General features: G+C 68.2%; 15 protein-coding genes. All 15 read right to left on the reverse strand.

Annotation, left to right across the window (positions count from 1 at the left end):
• Window positions 1–275 precede the first annotated feature (275 nt).
• Window positions 276–884, reverse strand: coding sequence for a histidine phosphatase family protein (locus tag ACULPM_RS04280; RefSeq protein WP_445331182.1), 609 nt, complete (start codon window positions 882–884; stop codon window positions 276–278).
• A gap of 228 nt (window positions 885–1112) precedes the next feature.
• The gene (gene thrH / locus ACULPM_RS04285) at window positions 1113–1718 is read right to left on the reverse strand and encodes a bifunctional phosphoserine phosphatase/homoserine phosphotransferase ThrH (protein WP_445331183.1); all 606 of its coding nucleotides are present in this window, start codon (window positions 1716–1718) and stop codon (window positions 1113–1115) included.
• Between the two features lie 196 nt (window positions 1719–1914).
• Complete coding sequence (rpsJ, locus tag ACULPM_RS04290) at window positions 1915–2223, reverse strand: 30S ribosomal protein S10 (RefSeq protein ID WP_072374151.1); 309 nt, start codon at window positions 2221–2223, stop codon at window positions 1915–1917.
• A 39-nt stretch (window positions 2224–2262) separates the two neighbouring features.
• A complete protein-coding gene (gene fusA / locus ACULPM_RS04295; RefSeq protein WP_075279249.1) occupies window positions 2263–4359 on the reverse strand; it encodes an elongation factor G in 2097 nt (698 codons plus the stop codon).
• 21 nt (window positions 4360–4380) lie between these two features.
• The gene (rpsG, locus tag ACULPM_RS04300) at window positions 4381–4854 is read right to left on the reverse strand and encodes a 30S ribosomal protein S7 (RefSeq protein ID WP_075279248.1); all 474 of its coding nucleotides are present in this window, start codon (window positions 4852–4854) and stop codon (window positions 4381–4383) included.
• 42 nt (window positions 4855–4896) lie between these two features.
• Entirely contained in the window at window positions 4897–5268 is a 372-nt protein-coding gene (rpsL, locus tag ACULPM_RS04305) for a 30S ribosomal protein S12 (RefSeq protein ID WP_075279247.1), read from the reverse strand.
• A 409-nt stretch (window positions 5269–5677) separates the two neighbouring features.
• Window positions 5678–6502 (reverse strand): DegV family protein, encoded by an 825-nt coding sequence (locus ACULPM_RS04310; protein ID WP_167929793.1) that lies wholly within the window; start codon window positions 6500–6502, stop codon window positions 5678–5680.
• On the reverse strand, window positions 6487–8211 hold the full coding sequence (accD, locus tag ACULPM_RS04315) for an acetyl-CoA carboxylase, carboxyltransferase subunit beta (RefSeq protein ID WP_167929792.1): 1725 nt from the start codon (window positions 8209–8211) through the stop codon (window positions 6487–6489). Before accD ends, ACULPM_RS04310 begins: the two co-directional genes overlap by 16 nt.
• Window positions 8204–9541, reverse strand: coding sequence for an acetyl-CoA carboxylase biotin carboxylase subunit (gene accC / locus ACULPM_RS04320; protein ID WP_167929791.1), 1338 nt, complete (start codon window positions 9539–9541; stop codon window positions 8204–8206). Before accC ends, accD begins: the two co-directional genes overlap by 8 nt.
• A 112-nt stretch (window positions 9542–9653) precedes the next feature.
• Window positions 9654–10067 (reverse strand): 3-hydroxyacyl-ACP dehydratase FabZ, encoded by a 414-nt coding sequence (gene fabZ / locus ACULPM_RS04325; RefSeq protein WP_075279243.1) that lies wholly within the window; start codon window positions 10065–10067, stop codon window positions 9654–9656.
• Window positions 10068–10124: 57 nt separating this feature from the next.
• Entirely contained in the window at window positions 10125–10589 is a 465-nt protein-coding gene (gene accB / locus ACULPM_RS04330; RefSeq protein ID WP_445331184.1) for an acetyl-CoA carboxylase biotin carboxyl carrier protein, read from the reverse strand.
• Window positions 10590–10591: 2 nt separating this feature from the next.
• Window positions 10592–11839, reverse strand: coding sequence for a beta-ketoacyl-ACP synthase II (gene fabF / locus ACULPM_RS04335; protein ID WP_445331185.1), 1248 nt, complete (start codon window positions 11837–11839; stop codon window positions 10592–10594).
• 93 nt (window positions 11840–11932) lie between these two features.
• The gene (fabG, locus tag ACULPM_RS04340; RefSeq protein WP_445331186.1) at window positions 11933–12703 is read right to left on the reverse strand and encodes a 3-oxoacyl-[acyl-carrier-protein] reductase; all 771 of its coding nucleotides are present in this window, start codon (window positions 12701–12703) and stop codon (window positions 11933–11935) included.
• A 2-nt stretch (window positions 12704–12705) separates the two neighbouring features.
• Window positions 12706–13641, reverse strand: coding sequence for an ACP S-malonyltransferase (locus ACULPM_RS04345; protein WP_445331187.1), 936 nt, complete (start codon window positions 13639–13641; stop codon window positions 12706–12708).
• A complete protein-coding gene (fabK, locus tag ACULPM_RS04350; RefSeq protein ID WP_445331188.1) occupies window positions 13629–14573 on the reverse strand; it encodes an enoyl-[acyl-carrier-protein] reductase FabK in 945 nt (314 codons plus the stop codon). The genes ACULPM_RS04345 and fabK overlap by 13 nt, the downstream gene beginning before the upstream one ends.
• Window positions 14574–14575: the final 2 nt, after the last annotated feature.

A 14575-nucleotide genomic window follows, 5' to 3' on the forward strand; every position in this document is an offset into this window, starting at 1 on the left:
GTATCTGCCGCACCCCGGTTCGAGGCACACCTCTCCCCATTAGCGCAGCCTGTCTAGTCTACACGGGCATACACGAATTCACAATGTCTCCGCAAAAGTTTTGTGGGCTCTGAGCTGGGGCTTGAGTTCCCGCGCTGCCGGGCGTATCCACCCGTGAACGGCGTGCGGCCGTGCAAAGGGGACCGTGCAAAGGGGACAGGCACTTTCGCACGGTGAACCCGTGCGAAAGTGCCTGTCCCCTTTGCACGCCTTGCACGGCCGCGCGCCTCGTATGGCTAGAGGGACTGATTCACGATGCGATCGCAGAAGAACTGCCCGGAAGGGCGGTCGAACTCGTAGACGAGCACGCAGCAGTTCCCGAGCGCCACGTCCTGGGGACAGCGAGCAAGGTGTTCCCACGCCTTCTTAAACTGGAGCGTCGCCGAGCCGTGGCAGACCGCGAGCGCCGTCTCGACGCCCGGGGCGCTCACGACCTCGGTCATCGCCGCAACGATGCGACGGCGCAGCGCGACGCTCCCCTCCCCGCCGAAGGGCACGAGCGCCTCGCCGGGATCCCACAGCTCCGCGGGCACGTCGGAGGCGGGGCCGCCCTCGAAGGGGCCGTAGCTCCGCTCCATCAGGGCGTCCAGGGGCTCGACGGGAGGAAGGTCCTTCTCGCCTCGCGCCATGAGCTCCTCGCGGACCACCTCGAGCGTGGACACGGCACGCCCGAGCGGCGACGTGCACATGCGGTCGAAGCGCACCCCCTGACCCGCGATCCAGCGAGCCGCCGCATGCGCCTGCTCGACGCCGAGCGGCGTGAGCGGGGAGTCGCAGTGCCCCTGGACCCGATGCTGCAGGTTGTATTCGGTCTGGCCGTGCCGGAGGATGTAGAGCGTCGGCATCCTGCCCCCTTTCGCCGGGCATATGATACCCCGCAAAGCGACGTGCACGTTCTTTTTCGCATGACGATTCGATTGTCGGTGATTTCTGCGGGGCCCGTTTGGCACACATGATAAAGGCGGTGCTTTTACCTGCGCTTTTCCGGTCAGCATACCTGAGCTACAGAAGGGTCACGTCAAAAATCACCGACAATCGTCGCCTGGGGCTCGGGGCGCGTCGTGCCCCGTCAATCACCGCTCGAGCGCCGCCGTTATCCCGGCGAGGAGCTCGTCATAGGTCTCATATGCGGGGAGGTCGGGATTGGCCTCCTGGATGGCGGGGGTGCTGCGGAAGAGGAAGCCCGCCTTGCTCGCACGAATCATGGCGAGGTCGTTGAAGGAGTCGCCCGCGGCAATGGTCTCGTATCCGCAGGACTGAAGCGCACGGACGGTCGTGAGCTTGGAGTTCTCGCAACGCATGCGGTGACGGAGGATCTCTCCCTCCGGGGAGACCACGAGCGAGTTGCAGAGCAGCGTGGGCCAGCCGAGCTTGGCCATGAGCGGCTTGGCAAACTCCTCGAACGTGTCGGAGAGAATCACGACCTGCGTACGCTCGCGCAGGGCGTCGAGAAACTCACGCGCCCCGGGCAGGGGGTCGATGCGCGAGATGACGTCCTGGATCTGCGGCAGCCCCAGCCCGTGCTCGTGCAGCGTCTTGATGCGGAAGGCCATGAGCCTGTCGTAGTCGGGCTCATCGCGCGTGGTGCGTCGCAGCTCGGGGATGCCCGACTCCTCCGCAAACGCGATCCAGATCTCAGGTACGAGCACGCCCTCAAGGTCAAGGCAAACGATGTTCATGGCGAGTCCCCTCTCAGAGCAACCGTCCTTCTCGCCATAGTAGCTTCCCCACATTACAGGTTGGCAACAGCATGGGACTACGCTACCGCCGGCTCAGTATGTCCGTAACGCAGGGCGCCCCGGTCTTCCGAAGAGAAGTTCCTCGAAGAGCACTTCTCGTAGGAAGACCGGGGGCGCCCCCGACGTGCGTTACCGCTTAGAGCTTAATCTCGATGTCGACGCCGGCCGGGAGGTCGAGACGCATGAGCGAGTCAACCGTGGACGGCGAGGGGTCGAGGATGTCGATGAGGCGCTTGTGGGTGCGCATCTCGAACTGCTCGCGGGAGTCCTTGTCCTTGTGCGGCGAGCGGATGACCGTGTAGAGGTTGCGCTCGGTGGGCAGGGGGATGGGGCCGGACACGCGGGCACCGGTCTTCTGGGCGGTGTCGACGATGAGCTTCGCGGACTGATCAACGACCTCGTGGTCGTAGCCCTTGAGGCGAATCCTGATCTTCTGGCTTGACACTGTGGTACCTCCAATGAGCTAGGGCTCGGTGGTCGTTAACTAGGAAGCGTTGCCGCCGTTCTTGGCGACGATCTCGTCACGGACGGCCTTCGGCACGGGCTCGTACGAGTCGAACTGCATGGTGTAGCTCGCGCGACCCTGCGTCTGGGAGCGAAGGTCCGTGGCGTAGCCGAACATCTCGCCCAGGGGCACCTTGGCGCGGATGACCTTGGTGTCGCGACGATCCTCCATGCCCTCGATCTTGCCGCGGCGGGAGGAGAGGTTGCCCATGACGTCGCCCATGTACTGCTCGGGCGTCTCGACCTCGACCTGCTCGACGGGCTCGAGAAGGACGGGGTTGGACTTCTTCAGGGCCTCCTTGATGGCCATGGAGCCGGCGATCTTGAAGGCCGCCTCGGAGGAGTCGACCTCGTGGTAGGAGCCGTCGACGAGCTTGACCTTGATGTCGACGACCGGGTAGCCGGCGATGACGCCGCTCTCGAGCGCCTCCTGGATGCCCTTGTCGACGGAGGGGATGTACTCCTTCGGGATGACGCCACCGACGATGGCGTTCTCGAACTCGTAGCCCTTGCCCGGCTCGTTGGGCTCCATGTCGATGACGGCGTGGCCGTACTGGCCGCGACCGCCGGACTGGCGGACGAACTTGCCCTCGACGTGCGTGACGGCCTTGCCGGCGGTCTCGCGGTAGGCGACCTGCGGCTTGCCGACGTTGCAGTCGACCTTGAACTCACGGCGCAGGCGGTCGACGATGATCTCCAGGTGCAGCTCGCCCATGCCGGAGATGATGGTCTGGCCGGTCTCGTGGTCGGTGTGGACCTGGAAGGTCGGGTCCTCCTCGGCGAGCTTGGCCAGGCCAACGGACATCTTGTCCTGCTCGGCCTTGGTCTTGGGCTCCACGGCAACGGAGATGACCGGCGTCGCGAACTCGATGGACTCGAGGATGACGGGGTGCTTCTCGTCGCAGAGGGTCTCACCGGTGGTGGTGTTCTTGAGGCCGACGCAGGCGACGATGTCGCCGGCGGAGCACTCGTCACGGTCGACGCGCTCGTTGGCGTTCATCTCGAGGATGCGGCCGAGGCGCTCGCGGTTGTCCTTGACCGAGTTGTAGACGTAAGAGCCCGCCTCCGCCTGACCAGAGTACACGCGGATGTAGGTGAGCTTGCCGACGTACGGGTCGGTCATGATCTTGAAGGCGAGGGCCGCGAAGGGCTCCTTCGGGTCGGCGTGACGGACCTCGGGCTCGCCCTTGAGGTTGGTGCCGTCGATCTCGGCGACGTCAAGCGGGCTCGGGAGGTAGTCCACGACGGCGTCGAGGAGCTCCTGGATGCCCTTGTTCTTGTAGGCGGAGCCCACGAAGACGAGGTTGAGCTCGCCGGCGATGACGCCCTTGCGGAGAGCCGCCTTGAGGTCGTCGACGGGGATCTCCTGCTCCTCGAGCACGGCCTCCATGATCTCGTCGGAGAAGTTGGAGGCGGCGTCGAGCAGCTCCTCGCGCTTCTCCTGCGCGAGGTCCATGAACTCGTCGGGGATGGCGTCCATGGGCTCGGGGTAGATCATGCCCTTGGCGTCCTCCTTGAAGTCCCACGCGGTCATGGTGACCAGGTCGACGAGACCCCAGAAGTTGTTCTCGGCACCCATCGGGATCTGGGCCGCCACGGCGTTGGCGTGCAGGCGGTCCTTCATGGTGTCGATGGCGTGGAAGAAGTCGGCGCCGATGCGGTCATACTTGTTGATGAACGCGATGCGGGGGACGCCGTACGTGGTGGCCTGACGCCAGACGGTCTCGGACTGCGGCTGGACGCCGGCGACGGCGTCGAAGACTGCAACGGCACCGTCGAGGACGCGCAGGCAGCGCTCGACCTCGGACGTGAAGTCAACGTGGCCCGGGGTGTCGATGATCTGGATGACGTGGTCCTTCCAGAAGCACGTGGTGGCCGCGGAGGTGATGGTCACGCCGCGCTCCTGCTCCTGGACCATCCAGTCCATGGTGGCGGCGCCGTCGTGAACCTCGCCGATCTTGTGGGTCTTGCCCGTGTAGTAGAGGATGCGCTCCGTCGTGGTGGTCTTGCCGGCATCGATGTGGGCCATGATGCCGATGTTGCGGAGGTCCTCGAGCTTGTACTTAACCTTTGCCATAAGTAGCTCCCTCGGATCGGCTTAGAAGCGGTAGTGAGAGAACGCGCGGTTGGCCTCGGCCATCTTGAAGAGGTCCTCGCGCTTCTTGACAGAGGCGCCGACGCCGTTGGAGGCGTCGAGGATCTCGTTGGCGAGACGCTCGGCCATGGTCTTCTCCTTGCGGGCGCGGGAGAAGTTGACCATCCAGCGGATGGCGAGGGTGGTGGCGCGGCGGGAGTTGACCTCCATGGGCACCTGGTAGGTGGCGCCGCCGACGCGCTTGGGCTTGACCTCGAGGGTCGGGCGGATGTTGTCCATGGCCTTCTTGAAGACGGAGAGGGCGTCCTCGCCGGACTTCTCGGCGACGATGTCAAAGGCACCGTAGACGATGCGCTCGGCGGTGGCCTTCTTGCCGTCGAGAAGGACCTTGTTGATGAGCTGGGTCACGAGACGGTTGTTGTACACGGCGTCCGGCTGGACCTCGCGACGGTGGTTCTTGGATGCACGACGCGGCATGTTATATCTCCTCGGTTCTGATGACGATTGTGCGGCTGTTCACTACTTCGGGCGCTTGGTGCCGTAGCGGGAGCGCGCCTTCTGGCGGTTCTGCACGGCGGCGCAGTCGTAGGCGCCACGGATGATCTTGTAGCGGACACCGGGGAGGTCACGCACACGGCCGCCGCGGATGAGGACGATCGAGTGCTCCTGGAGGTTGTGGCCCTCGCCGGGGATGTAGGCGGTGACCTCGATGCCGTTCACGAGGCGCACACGGGCGACCTTACGAAGGGCGGAGTTCGGCTTCTTGGGGGTGGTGGTGAAGACGCGGGTGCAGACGCCACGCTTCTGGGGGTTGTGCTGCAGGGCGGCGTTCTTGGACTTGGCCTTGACGCTCATGCGGCCCTTGCGGACCAGCTGGTTGATAGTAGGCAAAGCTCTCTCCTTCTATACTATCGACGTGCCGTTTTTCTCGTATTCAAGGGCCGAGCAGCACCTCTGCCCCGGATTGACGCGACGATGAACATTACGCGCATGACCAGCTGTTGTCAAAACGCCACGGTCCCGGGCGTATCCATTCTTCACCGTACGTTCACGCGCAGGCGAGAAGAACGGCAGGGGCCGGCACGCGCCGAGGGGCGGGGCGGATGCCACCGCACTCGATGCGCGCACTCACGAGTGCGGGCCTCCGCCGCACTCGATGCCCGCACTCAACGACAAATGCCGAGAAGAACCACGCACTCGATGGTCCTTCTCGGCACTTTTGCCTGCACTTGATGCCCGCACTCATGAGTGCGGGCGCGCCCTCCGCGCTGAGAAGCGCGCCCGCCGGCCCTGAGGACGCCTACGCCCAGGAGAGCCCCACGGCGCCGACGCCGAGATGCTTGGCGAGCACCGGGCCGCCGTCCTTCACGCGCACGTGCGCCTCGGGGAAGCGGGAGCGCGCGGCGAGAAACACCTCGCGCGCCTCGACGCCACGCGGCCCGAAGTGCGACACCACGAGCTCACGGCTTCCCTCTGGCACGCGGCGCACCATCGCGGCCGCCATGCCGCGCGCGCCGCGCCCGTCGCCGTACTTCTCGATTCCGCCCTCCTGGAGGGCCATGACGGGATAGCGGTTGAGCTTGGTGGCCACGGCGCGGCGGATGGCGCCGAGCCTGCCGCTTCTGAAGAGCGCCCCCATGTCGGGCACGCTGAAGACGATGCGGGTGCCGCGCCGGGCCTCGGCAAGGCCGGCCACGACCTCGGCAAGCGAGCTGCCGGCGGCCGCGAGCGCGTGCGCGCGGCGGACGAGGAACTCGAGCGCGCCCGCGGTGTTCCAGGAGTCGAGGACGGCCACGCGCTCGCCGCTCGGGTCGACCGCGGCGGCGGCCTCCTCGGCGCTGCGGAACGTGCCGGAAAGGCGGGACGAGATGGTGACGCAGAGGACGTCGTCGCCCGCGGCGAGGCGCTCGCGGAAGACGCGCTCGAAGGCAGACGGGTGGACGGCCTCGGTCTCGACGCGGGAGCCGGCCGAGATGAGCGAGCCGTAGTCGCCGTTCTCCCCGACGGGCGCCTCCGAGTAGCGGACGCCGTCGACCGAGTAGGTCATGGGGAGCACGATGACGCCCAGCTCATCGGCCTCAACACGCGTCAGGCCGCAGGTGGAGTCGGTTACGAGCGCGAGCATATCCTATCCCCTCCCATCGCGCGGAACTTGTCGTAGCGAAGGCCCACGAGCTGGTCGGCGTCGAGCTGGCCCAGCTCGTCAAGGGCAAGCTCCACCTCGCGCACGAGGTCGTGGGCGATCTCGGTGTGCGTGAGCCCGATGTCGTTGACCACGCCGTCCACGAGGCCGAGCTCGGTGAGGTCCTCGGCGGTGATGTGCAGCGCCGCGGCGGCATCGTCGGCGCGCTTCGGGTCCTTCCAGAGAATCGAGGCGCAGCCCTCGGGGCTCACGACCGAGTACGCGGCGCTCCTCAGCATGAGCACGCGATCGGCGACGGCGAGCGCGAGCGCCCCACCCGATCCTCCCTCGCCCACCACGACGCTCACCACGGGCGTGCGAAGGCCGCTCATGGCAACGAGGTTGGTGGCGATGGCCTCGCCCTGGCCGCGCTCCTCGGCGCCGATGCCGCAGTAGGCCCCGGAGGTGTCGACGAGGCAGACCACGGGCCGGCCGAACTTCTCTGCCTGGCGCATGAGGCGCAGCGCCTTGCGGTAGCCCTCGGGGTGCGCCATGCCGAAGTTGCGGCGCACGCGCTCCTTGGTTGAGTTGCCGCGCTCGATGGCGATGACGGTCATCACGCGGCCTCCCTTCCAGCCGATGCCCGCCACGATGGCGGCGTCGTCGGCGAAGAGGCGGTCGCCGTGAAGCTCGACGAAGCCGTCGAGGCCACGCTCCAGGAGCTCGAGCGCCGTCGCGCGGTCGGCGGAGCGGGTGAGCTTGACGATGTCGTAGGCGCAGGTCGGCTCCTCCACGCGCTTGGGGCGCGCGCCGCGCTTGCCGCGGGGCTCCTCGCGGGAGAGCGTGTGCGGGGCCCCGGCCGCGGGGGCCTCGCCCTCGTGCAGGGCAAGGAGCTCGGTCAGGGTGGCCACCATGTCCTTGCGCTCCACGATGAGGTCGCAGAAGCCGTGCTCGAGCAGGAACTCGGAGCGCTGGAAGCCCGCGGGCAGGCGCTTGTGGGTGGTCTGCTCGATCACGCGCGGGCCGGCAAAGGCCACAAGCGCGCCCGGCTCGGCGAGGATGACGTCGCCCTCCATGGCAAAGCTCGCGGTGACGCCGCCGGTGGTCGGGTCGGTGAGCACGGTCAGGTAGAGCAGACCCGCCTCGCCGTGACGGCGCACGGCCGCCGAGACCTTGGCCATCTGCATGAGCGAGGTCGTGCCCTCCTGCATGCGGGCGCCGCCGGAGACGGTGAAGCCCACGACGGGCAGCCCGAGCTCGGTGGCACGCTCGAAGGTGCGACAGATCTTCTCGCCCACCACCGAGCCCATCGAGCCCATCATGAACTCGGCGTTCATGAAGAAGACCGCGCACTCGTGGCCGCCGATCTCGGCGCGCCCGCACACGACGGCGTCGGCCTCGTGGGACTTCTCGCGCGCGTCCGCGAGCTTCTCGGCATAGCCGGGGAACTCGAGGAAGTCCGTGGCGGCGAGGTCGCGGTCCCATTCCTGGAAGCTCCCGGCGTCCACGGTCATGCGCATCCGCTTGCGGCCGGAGACGCGCAGGTGGCGCCCGCAGCGCGGGCACACGTCAAGGTTCTGGGCGAGCTTGTCCTGATCGATCACGCGCCGGCAGCCCGGGCACTTGACGAGGATGTGGCGCTCGGGGAACTCCGCCGACACCTCGGTCATCGGCCCCTCGAGGGCGTTGATGCTCTTCTCTCGCTTACTCATAGAGATGCTCCATCAGGTTGGTGTGGTAGTTCCCCGAGACGAACTCGGGGTTGGCGAGAATGTCGAGGTGCAGCTCGCTGTTCTCGGCCACGCCGTCGACCACGAGCTCGCCGAGGGCGGAGCGCATCTTGCGGATGGCCTCCTCGCGGGTTGACGAGCAGACGATGAGCTTGCCGAGGAGCGAGTCGTAGTACGGCGGGACCACGGCCCCCACGTAGAGCGCGGAGTCAAAGCGGACCTGCGGGCCGCCGGGGACGTGCAGCATCGTGACGTCGCCGCAGGACGGGAGGAACTCCGGCGTCTCGGCGTTGATGCGGCACTCGATGGCGTGCCCCTGAATGGAGATGTCATCCTGCGAGAAGGGCAGCTCGGCCCCCGCCGCCACGCGCAGCTGCCACTTGACGAGGTCGACGCCGCTCACGAACTCCGTGACCGGGTGCTCGACCTGCAGGCGCGTGTTCATCTCCATGAAGTAGAAGTTGCCGTCGTCGGCGAAGAGGAACTCGATCGTGCCCACGCCCACGTAGCCCACGGCGCGCGTGAGGTCGCGGGCGGCCTTGTGCATGCGCTCGCGGACGCCCGGGTGGGCGTCCAGGCACGGCGCCGGGCTCTCCTCCACGAGCTTCTGGTTGCGGCGCTGGACGGAGCACTCGCGCTCGCCGAGGGAGACCACGTTGCCGTGGGCGTCGGCGAGGACCTGGACCTCGACGTGGTGGGCCGGGGAGACGAACTTCTCCATGTAGCACTCGCCGTCGCCGAAGGCCGCCTCGGCCTCGGCATGGGCCTCGGTGAAGGCCTTGCCGGCGTCGGCTGGCTCCTCGACCTTGCGGATGCCGCGGCCGCCGCCGCCCGAGCGCGCCTTGATGAGCACGGGGCAGCCGATGCGCTCCGCCTCGCGGACCGCCTCGTCCGCGTCCTTGAGCAGGTCGCAGCCCGGAACGATGGGCACGTCCGCCTCGCGGGCGGTGCGGCGCGCGTTGTCCTTGTCGCCCATGCGGTCGATGACGTCCGGGTCGGGGCCGATGAACACGAGGCCGCACTTCTGGCACTCGCGCGCGAAGTGCGAGTTCTCCGAGAAGAACCCGTAGCCGGGGTGGATGGCCTTGGCGCCCGACTGCAGGGCGACCGTGAGGATGGCGTCCTCGTTGAGGTAGCTGTCCGCCGGGCGCGGCCCGCCGATGCAATAGGCCTCGTCGGCAAGGGCGACGTGCAGCGCCTCGGCATCGGCCGTGGAGTACACGGCAACGGTCTTGACGCCCATCTCCTTGCAGGCGCGAATCACGCGGACCGCGATCTCGCCGCGGTTCGCAATGAGGATCTTGTCGAACATCGTCGCCTCCTGGCGCACCGTGCAAAGGGGACAGTCACTTTTGCACGCCGCTCTCTTCGAATGCCCAGCACCGTGCAAAAGTGACTGTCCCCTTTGCACGGAAGAGCCTCCGTCACATCAGCGCGAAGGACATCTCCGCCTGGCAGCAGAGCTCGCCGTTCACGCGGGCCTCGCCCGTGGCAAAGCGGAAGGGCCCGCGGCTCCTGGTGATGCGGCACGTGAGCTCCACCGTGTCACCAGGACGCACGGGATGCTTGAAGCGAACCTTGTCGAGGCTCGTATACATGGGCGTGGCGCCCTTGGCGGCAAGGTCGTCGGCGAGAAGAACGCAGCAGTTCTGCGCGAGCATCTCGCACTGGATCACGCCCGGGACGATGGGGTTGCCCGGGAAGTGGCCCTGGACGAAGAACTCGTCACCGGTGATGGTGATCTTGCCGTGGGCCTCGCCGTCGACGACCTCCGCCTCGTCGAGCAGGAGCATCGGCTCGCGATGGGGCAGCAGGTCCTTGAGCTCTTCCTTGTTCATCTTCTCAGCTCCCAACGTGGAAACGTGACCGTGCAAAAGTGACTGTCCCTTTTCCACCTAGTAGATCTTCATGAGGCAGCAGCCGTACTCGACGAGGTCGCCGTCCTTCACGCAGATGTCGACGATCTCGCCGTCGGCCTCGGCGGTGACCTCGTTCATGACCTTCATGGCCTCGATGACGCAGAGGGTCTCGCCCTTCTTGACCTTGGAGCCCACGTGCACGAAGGGCTCGGCCCCAGGCGAGGGTGCCGCGTAGAAGACGCCGACCATCGGCGCGCGCACGGCCGTGGCGTGGGACATGTCCATGGGGGCGTCGTCCGCCGGCGCGGGCGCAGGGGCCGCGGGGGCGGCAGGGGCCGGAGCCGCGGGCGCCGGGGCGGGCGCGGCGGGCGCGGCCGGGGCGGGCGCGACGGCGCCGCACTCGAGCTCGACCGCCGAGCCGTCAGGCTCCTCGACGCGCACGCGCGAGAGGCCGTGGTCCCTCATGATGTCGGCAATCTGGGAGATCTTCGCAGAGTCCATCGTTAGCTCCTCTCCACGGCGCGCAGCGCCAGCGCGGCGTTGTGGCCGCCAAATCCGAGGTTGGTGGAGAGGGCCCAGGTGAGCTCGCACTCCACGGCCTCGTTGGGCGTGTAGTCGAGGTCGCACGCCGGGTCGGGCGTGTGATAGTTGATCGTGGGCGGGACGACCCCGTTCTCGAGGGCGAGGGCGCAGGCCATGGCCTCGACGGCACCGGTGGCCCCGATCATGTGGCCGGTCATGGACTTGGTCGAGGAGACGTGCGCGGCGCGCGCGGCCTCCTCGCCGAGGGCCTGCTTGAAGCCGAGGGTCTCGGAGGCGTCGTTGAGCTTGGTGGAGGTGCCGTGGGCGTTGATGTAGAGGCCCTCCTCGGGCTTCACGCCGCCCTCCTCCACGGCGAGCCTGATGGCACGCGTGATGCCGGCCGCCTCCGGGTCGGGAGAGGTGATGTGGTAGGCGTCGTCGGTGTTGCCGTAGCCCACGACCTCAGCGTAGATGTGGGCACCGCGCGCGACGGCGTGCTCCCACTCCTCGAGGACGAGCACGCAGGCGCCCTCGCCCATGACGAAGCCGTTGCGGTCGGCGTCGAACGGGCGGCACGCGGTCGCGGGGTCCGGGTTGGTGGTGAGGGCGCGGCAGCTCGTGAAGCCGGCGATGGACTCGGGCATGATCGCGGCCTCGGCGCCGCCGGCGAGAATGGCGTCGGCGTAGCCGTGCTTGATCGCGCGGAAGGCCTCGCCCACGGCGTGGGCGGAGGTGGCGCAGGCGGTCACGACGGGCAGGGTGGGGCCAAGGGCCTTGTGGCGGATGGCGATGTTGCCGGTCGCCATGTTGGCGATCATCATCGTGATCATGAACGGGGAGGCGCGGCGCGGGCCGCGCTCGGCGATGGTGTGGACGTTGTCGGCGAAGGCGTTGATGCCGCCCGTGCCGGAGCCCACGTAGACGCCCAGGCGCTCGCGGTCGATCGAGCCCTCGGCGTCGAGGCCGGAGTCGGCCATGGCCTCGTCGGAGGCGACGAGCGCGTACTGGGAATAGAGGTCCAGGTGCGCCGCCTCCTGCTTGCCCAGGAGCTCGGCGCCGTCGAAGTCCTTGACCTCGGCGGCGACCTTGACCTTGAACGCCTCGGTGTCGAAGTGGGTGATGGGGCCGATGCCGCAGCGACCGGCGACCATGCCCTCCCACGTCTCCTTGGCCGTGTTTCCGAGCGGCGTAACGGCGCCGATACCGGTGATTGCTACCCTGTGCTCCATCTCAACTCCCAACGCGTGCAAAAGGGACAGTCACTTTTGCACGTCTGTCGTGCGGGCGTGCAAAAGTGACTGTCCCTTTTGCACGCGTGCCAGTTACATCGCCATGCCGCCGTCGACGCGGATGACCTCGCCGGTCACGTAGGACGCAGCGTCGCTCACCAGGAAGCGGGTGACTGCGGCGATCTCGTCCGCAGTGGCCAGGCGCCCGAGGGGAATCTGCTTCTCGTAGCTCTCGACGACGCCCTCGGAGAGGACCGCCGTCATGTCCGTCTCCACGAAGCCGGGCGCGATGGCGTTCACCGTCACGCCGCGCGGAGCGAGCTCGCGCGCCACGGACTTGGTGAGGCCGATCAGGCCCGCCTTGGACGCCGCGTAGTTGGCCTGGCCGGCGTTGCCCATGAGGCCCACGACGGACGCCATGTTCACGATGCGGCCGCCGCGCTGGCGCATGAAGGCGCGCGTGAGGGCGCGCGTGGTGTGGAAGGCGCCCTTGAGATTGACGTCGATCACGCGGGAGAAGTCCTCGTCGCTCATGCGCACGAGCAGGCCGTCACGGGTGACGCCCGCGTTGTTGACGAGGGCCCAGACGCTCCCGAAGTCGGCGAGGACCGCGTCGACGGTGGCCTTCACGGCCTCCGCGTCCGAGACGTCGCAGCGATAGGCGCGCGCCGTGGCGCCGGCCTCCTCGCAGGCGGCGACGGCCTCGGCGGCCGCGGCCTCGTTGCCCGCGTAGACGAGCGCGAGGTCAAAGCCGTCCGCGGCGAGCCCCTCGGCGACGGCGCGGCCGATGCCGCGGGAGGCGCCGGTCACGAGGGCCACGCGACGGGAGGCGTCGCGCTCGATGGTCCCGGTCTTCTCGGCCATGGCTACTCCCCCTTCTCGGAAAGCGCGGCGAGAACCGCCTCGAGCTGCTCGACGGTCTCGCACGGCAGCGCCGTGACGCCCTCGAGCGTGCGGGAGACGAGGCCCGTGAGGGTCTTGCCGGGACCGACCTCGATAAAGGTGTCGACGCCGTCGGCGGCCATGCTCTGCAGGGTGCGGACCCACTGGACGGGGTTGGCCACCTGGCTGGAGAGCAGCTCGACGCGCTCGGCCTCGTCAGCCGGGTAGGCCTCGCCCGTGCGGTTGGCCAGCACGGGAACGGACGGACGGGCCGGGGCATGGCCGTCCGCGAGGTACGCGGCGAGGCCCTTCTCGGCATCCGCCATGAACGGGCTGTGGAAGGCGCCCGAGACGGCGACCTTCATCGCGCGGCCCTTGGCCTCCTTGACGAGAAGATCGAGCTTCTCGCAGGCCTCCGGCGTCCCCGCGACGACGGTCTGGAGCGGGCTGTTGTAGTTCACGGGCCAGGCGTCGCCCGCCTCGGCCGCGAGGCGCTCGACGGTCTCCGCGTCGAGCTTCACGACGGCGCGCATGGCGCCGGGGTGGGTCTCTGCGGCGTCGGCCATGAGCTCGGCGCGGTGGCACACGAGCTCGAAGCCCTGCTCGTCGGTGTAGGCGCCGGCAAAGGTGAGCGCGGCGACCTCGCCGAGCGAGAAGCCCGCCACCACGTCCGGCGTCACGCCGCGCCCGGCGAGCGCGCGGGCGCACGCGAGGTCGGCGGCAAAGACGCAGGGCTGCGTGTTGATGGTCTGCGCCAGCTCCTCCTTGGTGCCGGAGAGGCACTGCTCGGTGGTGCCGGGGCGCACCGCGTCCGCCACGTCGAAGACGGCCTTGGCCGCGGGCTCGGACTCGATGAGGTCGGCGCACATGCCGGGGTGCTGGGCGCCCTGGCCGGCGAAGAGGAAGGCTACTTTACCCATTGCATCGCTCCTGCCAGGACCTTCTCGGCCCCGTTCACGAGGTCGTCGACGATCTCGAGCGCGCTCTGGCGCTCCTTCACCATGCCGGCGATCTGGCCGCAGAGGAAGCTGCCGTTCTCGTAGTCGCCCTCCTTGGCGGCCTTGCGGAGTGCCCCGGTGCCAAAGGCGTTGAGCTCCTCCTCGGGCGCGCCCGAGGACTCCATCTGGGCGTACTTGTTGGAGAACGGGTTCTTGAGGGCGCGGACCGGGTGGCCGGTCGAGCGGCCGGTGGCGCGCGTGGCGATGTCGTTGGCCTTGAGGACCATGTCCTTGTACTTGTCGGACACGGTGCACTCCTCCGCCACGAGGAAGCGCGTCCCCACCTGGACCCCAACGGCGCCGAGCATGAGGGCGGCGGCGACCCCGCGCCCGTCGGCGATGCCGCCGGCGGCGATGACGGGGATCTTCACGGCATCCACGACCTGCGGCACGAGGGCCATCGTGGTGGTCTCGCCGATGTGGCCGCCGGACTCGGTGCCCTCGGCCACCACGGCCACGGCGCCGGCGCGCTGGACGAGCTTGGCCATGGCAACGGAGGCCACCACGGGGATGACCTTGATGCCGGCCGCGTTCCAGGCCTTCATGTACTTGGTGGGGTTGCCGGCGCCGGTGACGACCACGGGCACGTGCTCGTCGATGACGACCTGGGCGACCTCGTCGGCGAACGGGCTCATGAGCATGACGTTCACGCCGAAGGGCTTGTCGGTCTTCTCGCGCAGCTCGTGGATCTGGTCGCGCAGCCAGTCGGCGTTGGCGTTCATGGCGGCGATGATGCCGAGGCCGCCGGCCTCGGAGACCGCGGCGGCGAGGGAGGCGTCGGCGATCCAGGCCATGCCGCCCTGGAAGACGGGCTTCTCGATGCCGAGAAGGTCACAGATGGGGGTGCGCAGCATGG

Source organism: Thermophilibacter sp. ZX-H3 (assembly GCF_052599055.1).

Excerpts from the sequence above, each read along its gene's own strand:
- ACULPM_RS04280 (WP_445331182.1), bottom strand. The coding sequence starts at position 884 with ATGCCGACGCTCTACATCCTCCGGCACGGCCAGACCGAATACAACCTG.
- thrH (WP_445331183.1), bottom strand. The coding sequence starts at position 1,718 with ATGAACATCGTTTGCCTTGACCTTGAGGGCGTGCTCGTACCTGAGATC.
- fusA (WP_075279249.1), bottom strand. The coding sequence starts at position 4,359 with ATGGCAAAGGTTAAGTACAAGCTCGAGGACCTCCGCAACATCGGCATC.
- rpsG (WP_075279248.1), bottom strand. The coding sequence starts at position 4,854 with ATGCCGCGTCGTGCATCCAAGAACCACCGTCGCGAGGTCCAGCCGGAC.
- ACULPM_RS04310 (WP_167929793.1), bottom strand. The coding sequence starts at position 6,502 with ATGCTCGCGCTCGTAACCGACTCCACCTGCGGCCTGACGCGTGTTGAG.
- accD (WP_167929792.1), bottom strand. The coding sequence starts at position 8,211 with ATGAGTAAGCGAGAGAAGAGCATCAACGCCCTCGAGGGGCCGATGACC.
- accC (WP_167929791.1), bottom strand. The coding sequence starts at position 9,541 with ATGTTCGACAAGATCCTCATTGCGAACCGCGGCGAGATCGCGGTCCGC.
- fabZ (WP_075279243.1), bottom strand. The coding sequence starts at position 10,067 with ATGAACAAGGAAGAGCTCAAGGACCTGCTGCCCCATCGCGAGCCGATG.
- accB (WP_445331184.1), bottom strand. The coding sequence starts at position 10,589 with ATGGACTCTGCGAAGATCTCCCAGATTGCCGACATCATGAGGGACCAC.
- fabF (WP_445331185.1), bottom strand. The coding sequence starts at position 11,839 with ATGGAGCACAGGGTAGCAATCACCGGTATCGGCGCCGTTACGCCGCTC.
- fabG (WP_445331186.1), bottom strand. The coding sequence starts at position 12,703 with ATGGCCGAGAAGACCGGGACCATCGAGCGCGACGCCTCCCGTCGCGTG.
- ACULPM_RS04345 (WP_445331187.1), bottom strand. The coding sequence starts at position 13,641 with ATGGGTAAAGTAGCCTTCCTCTTCGCCGGCCAGGGCGCCCAGCACCCC.
- fabK (WP_445331188.1), bottom strand. The coding sequence starts at position 14,573 with ATGCTGCGCACCCCCATCTGTGACCTTCTCGGCATCGAGAAGCCCGTC.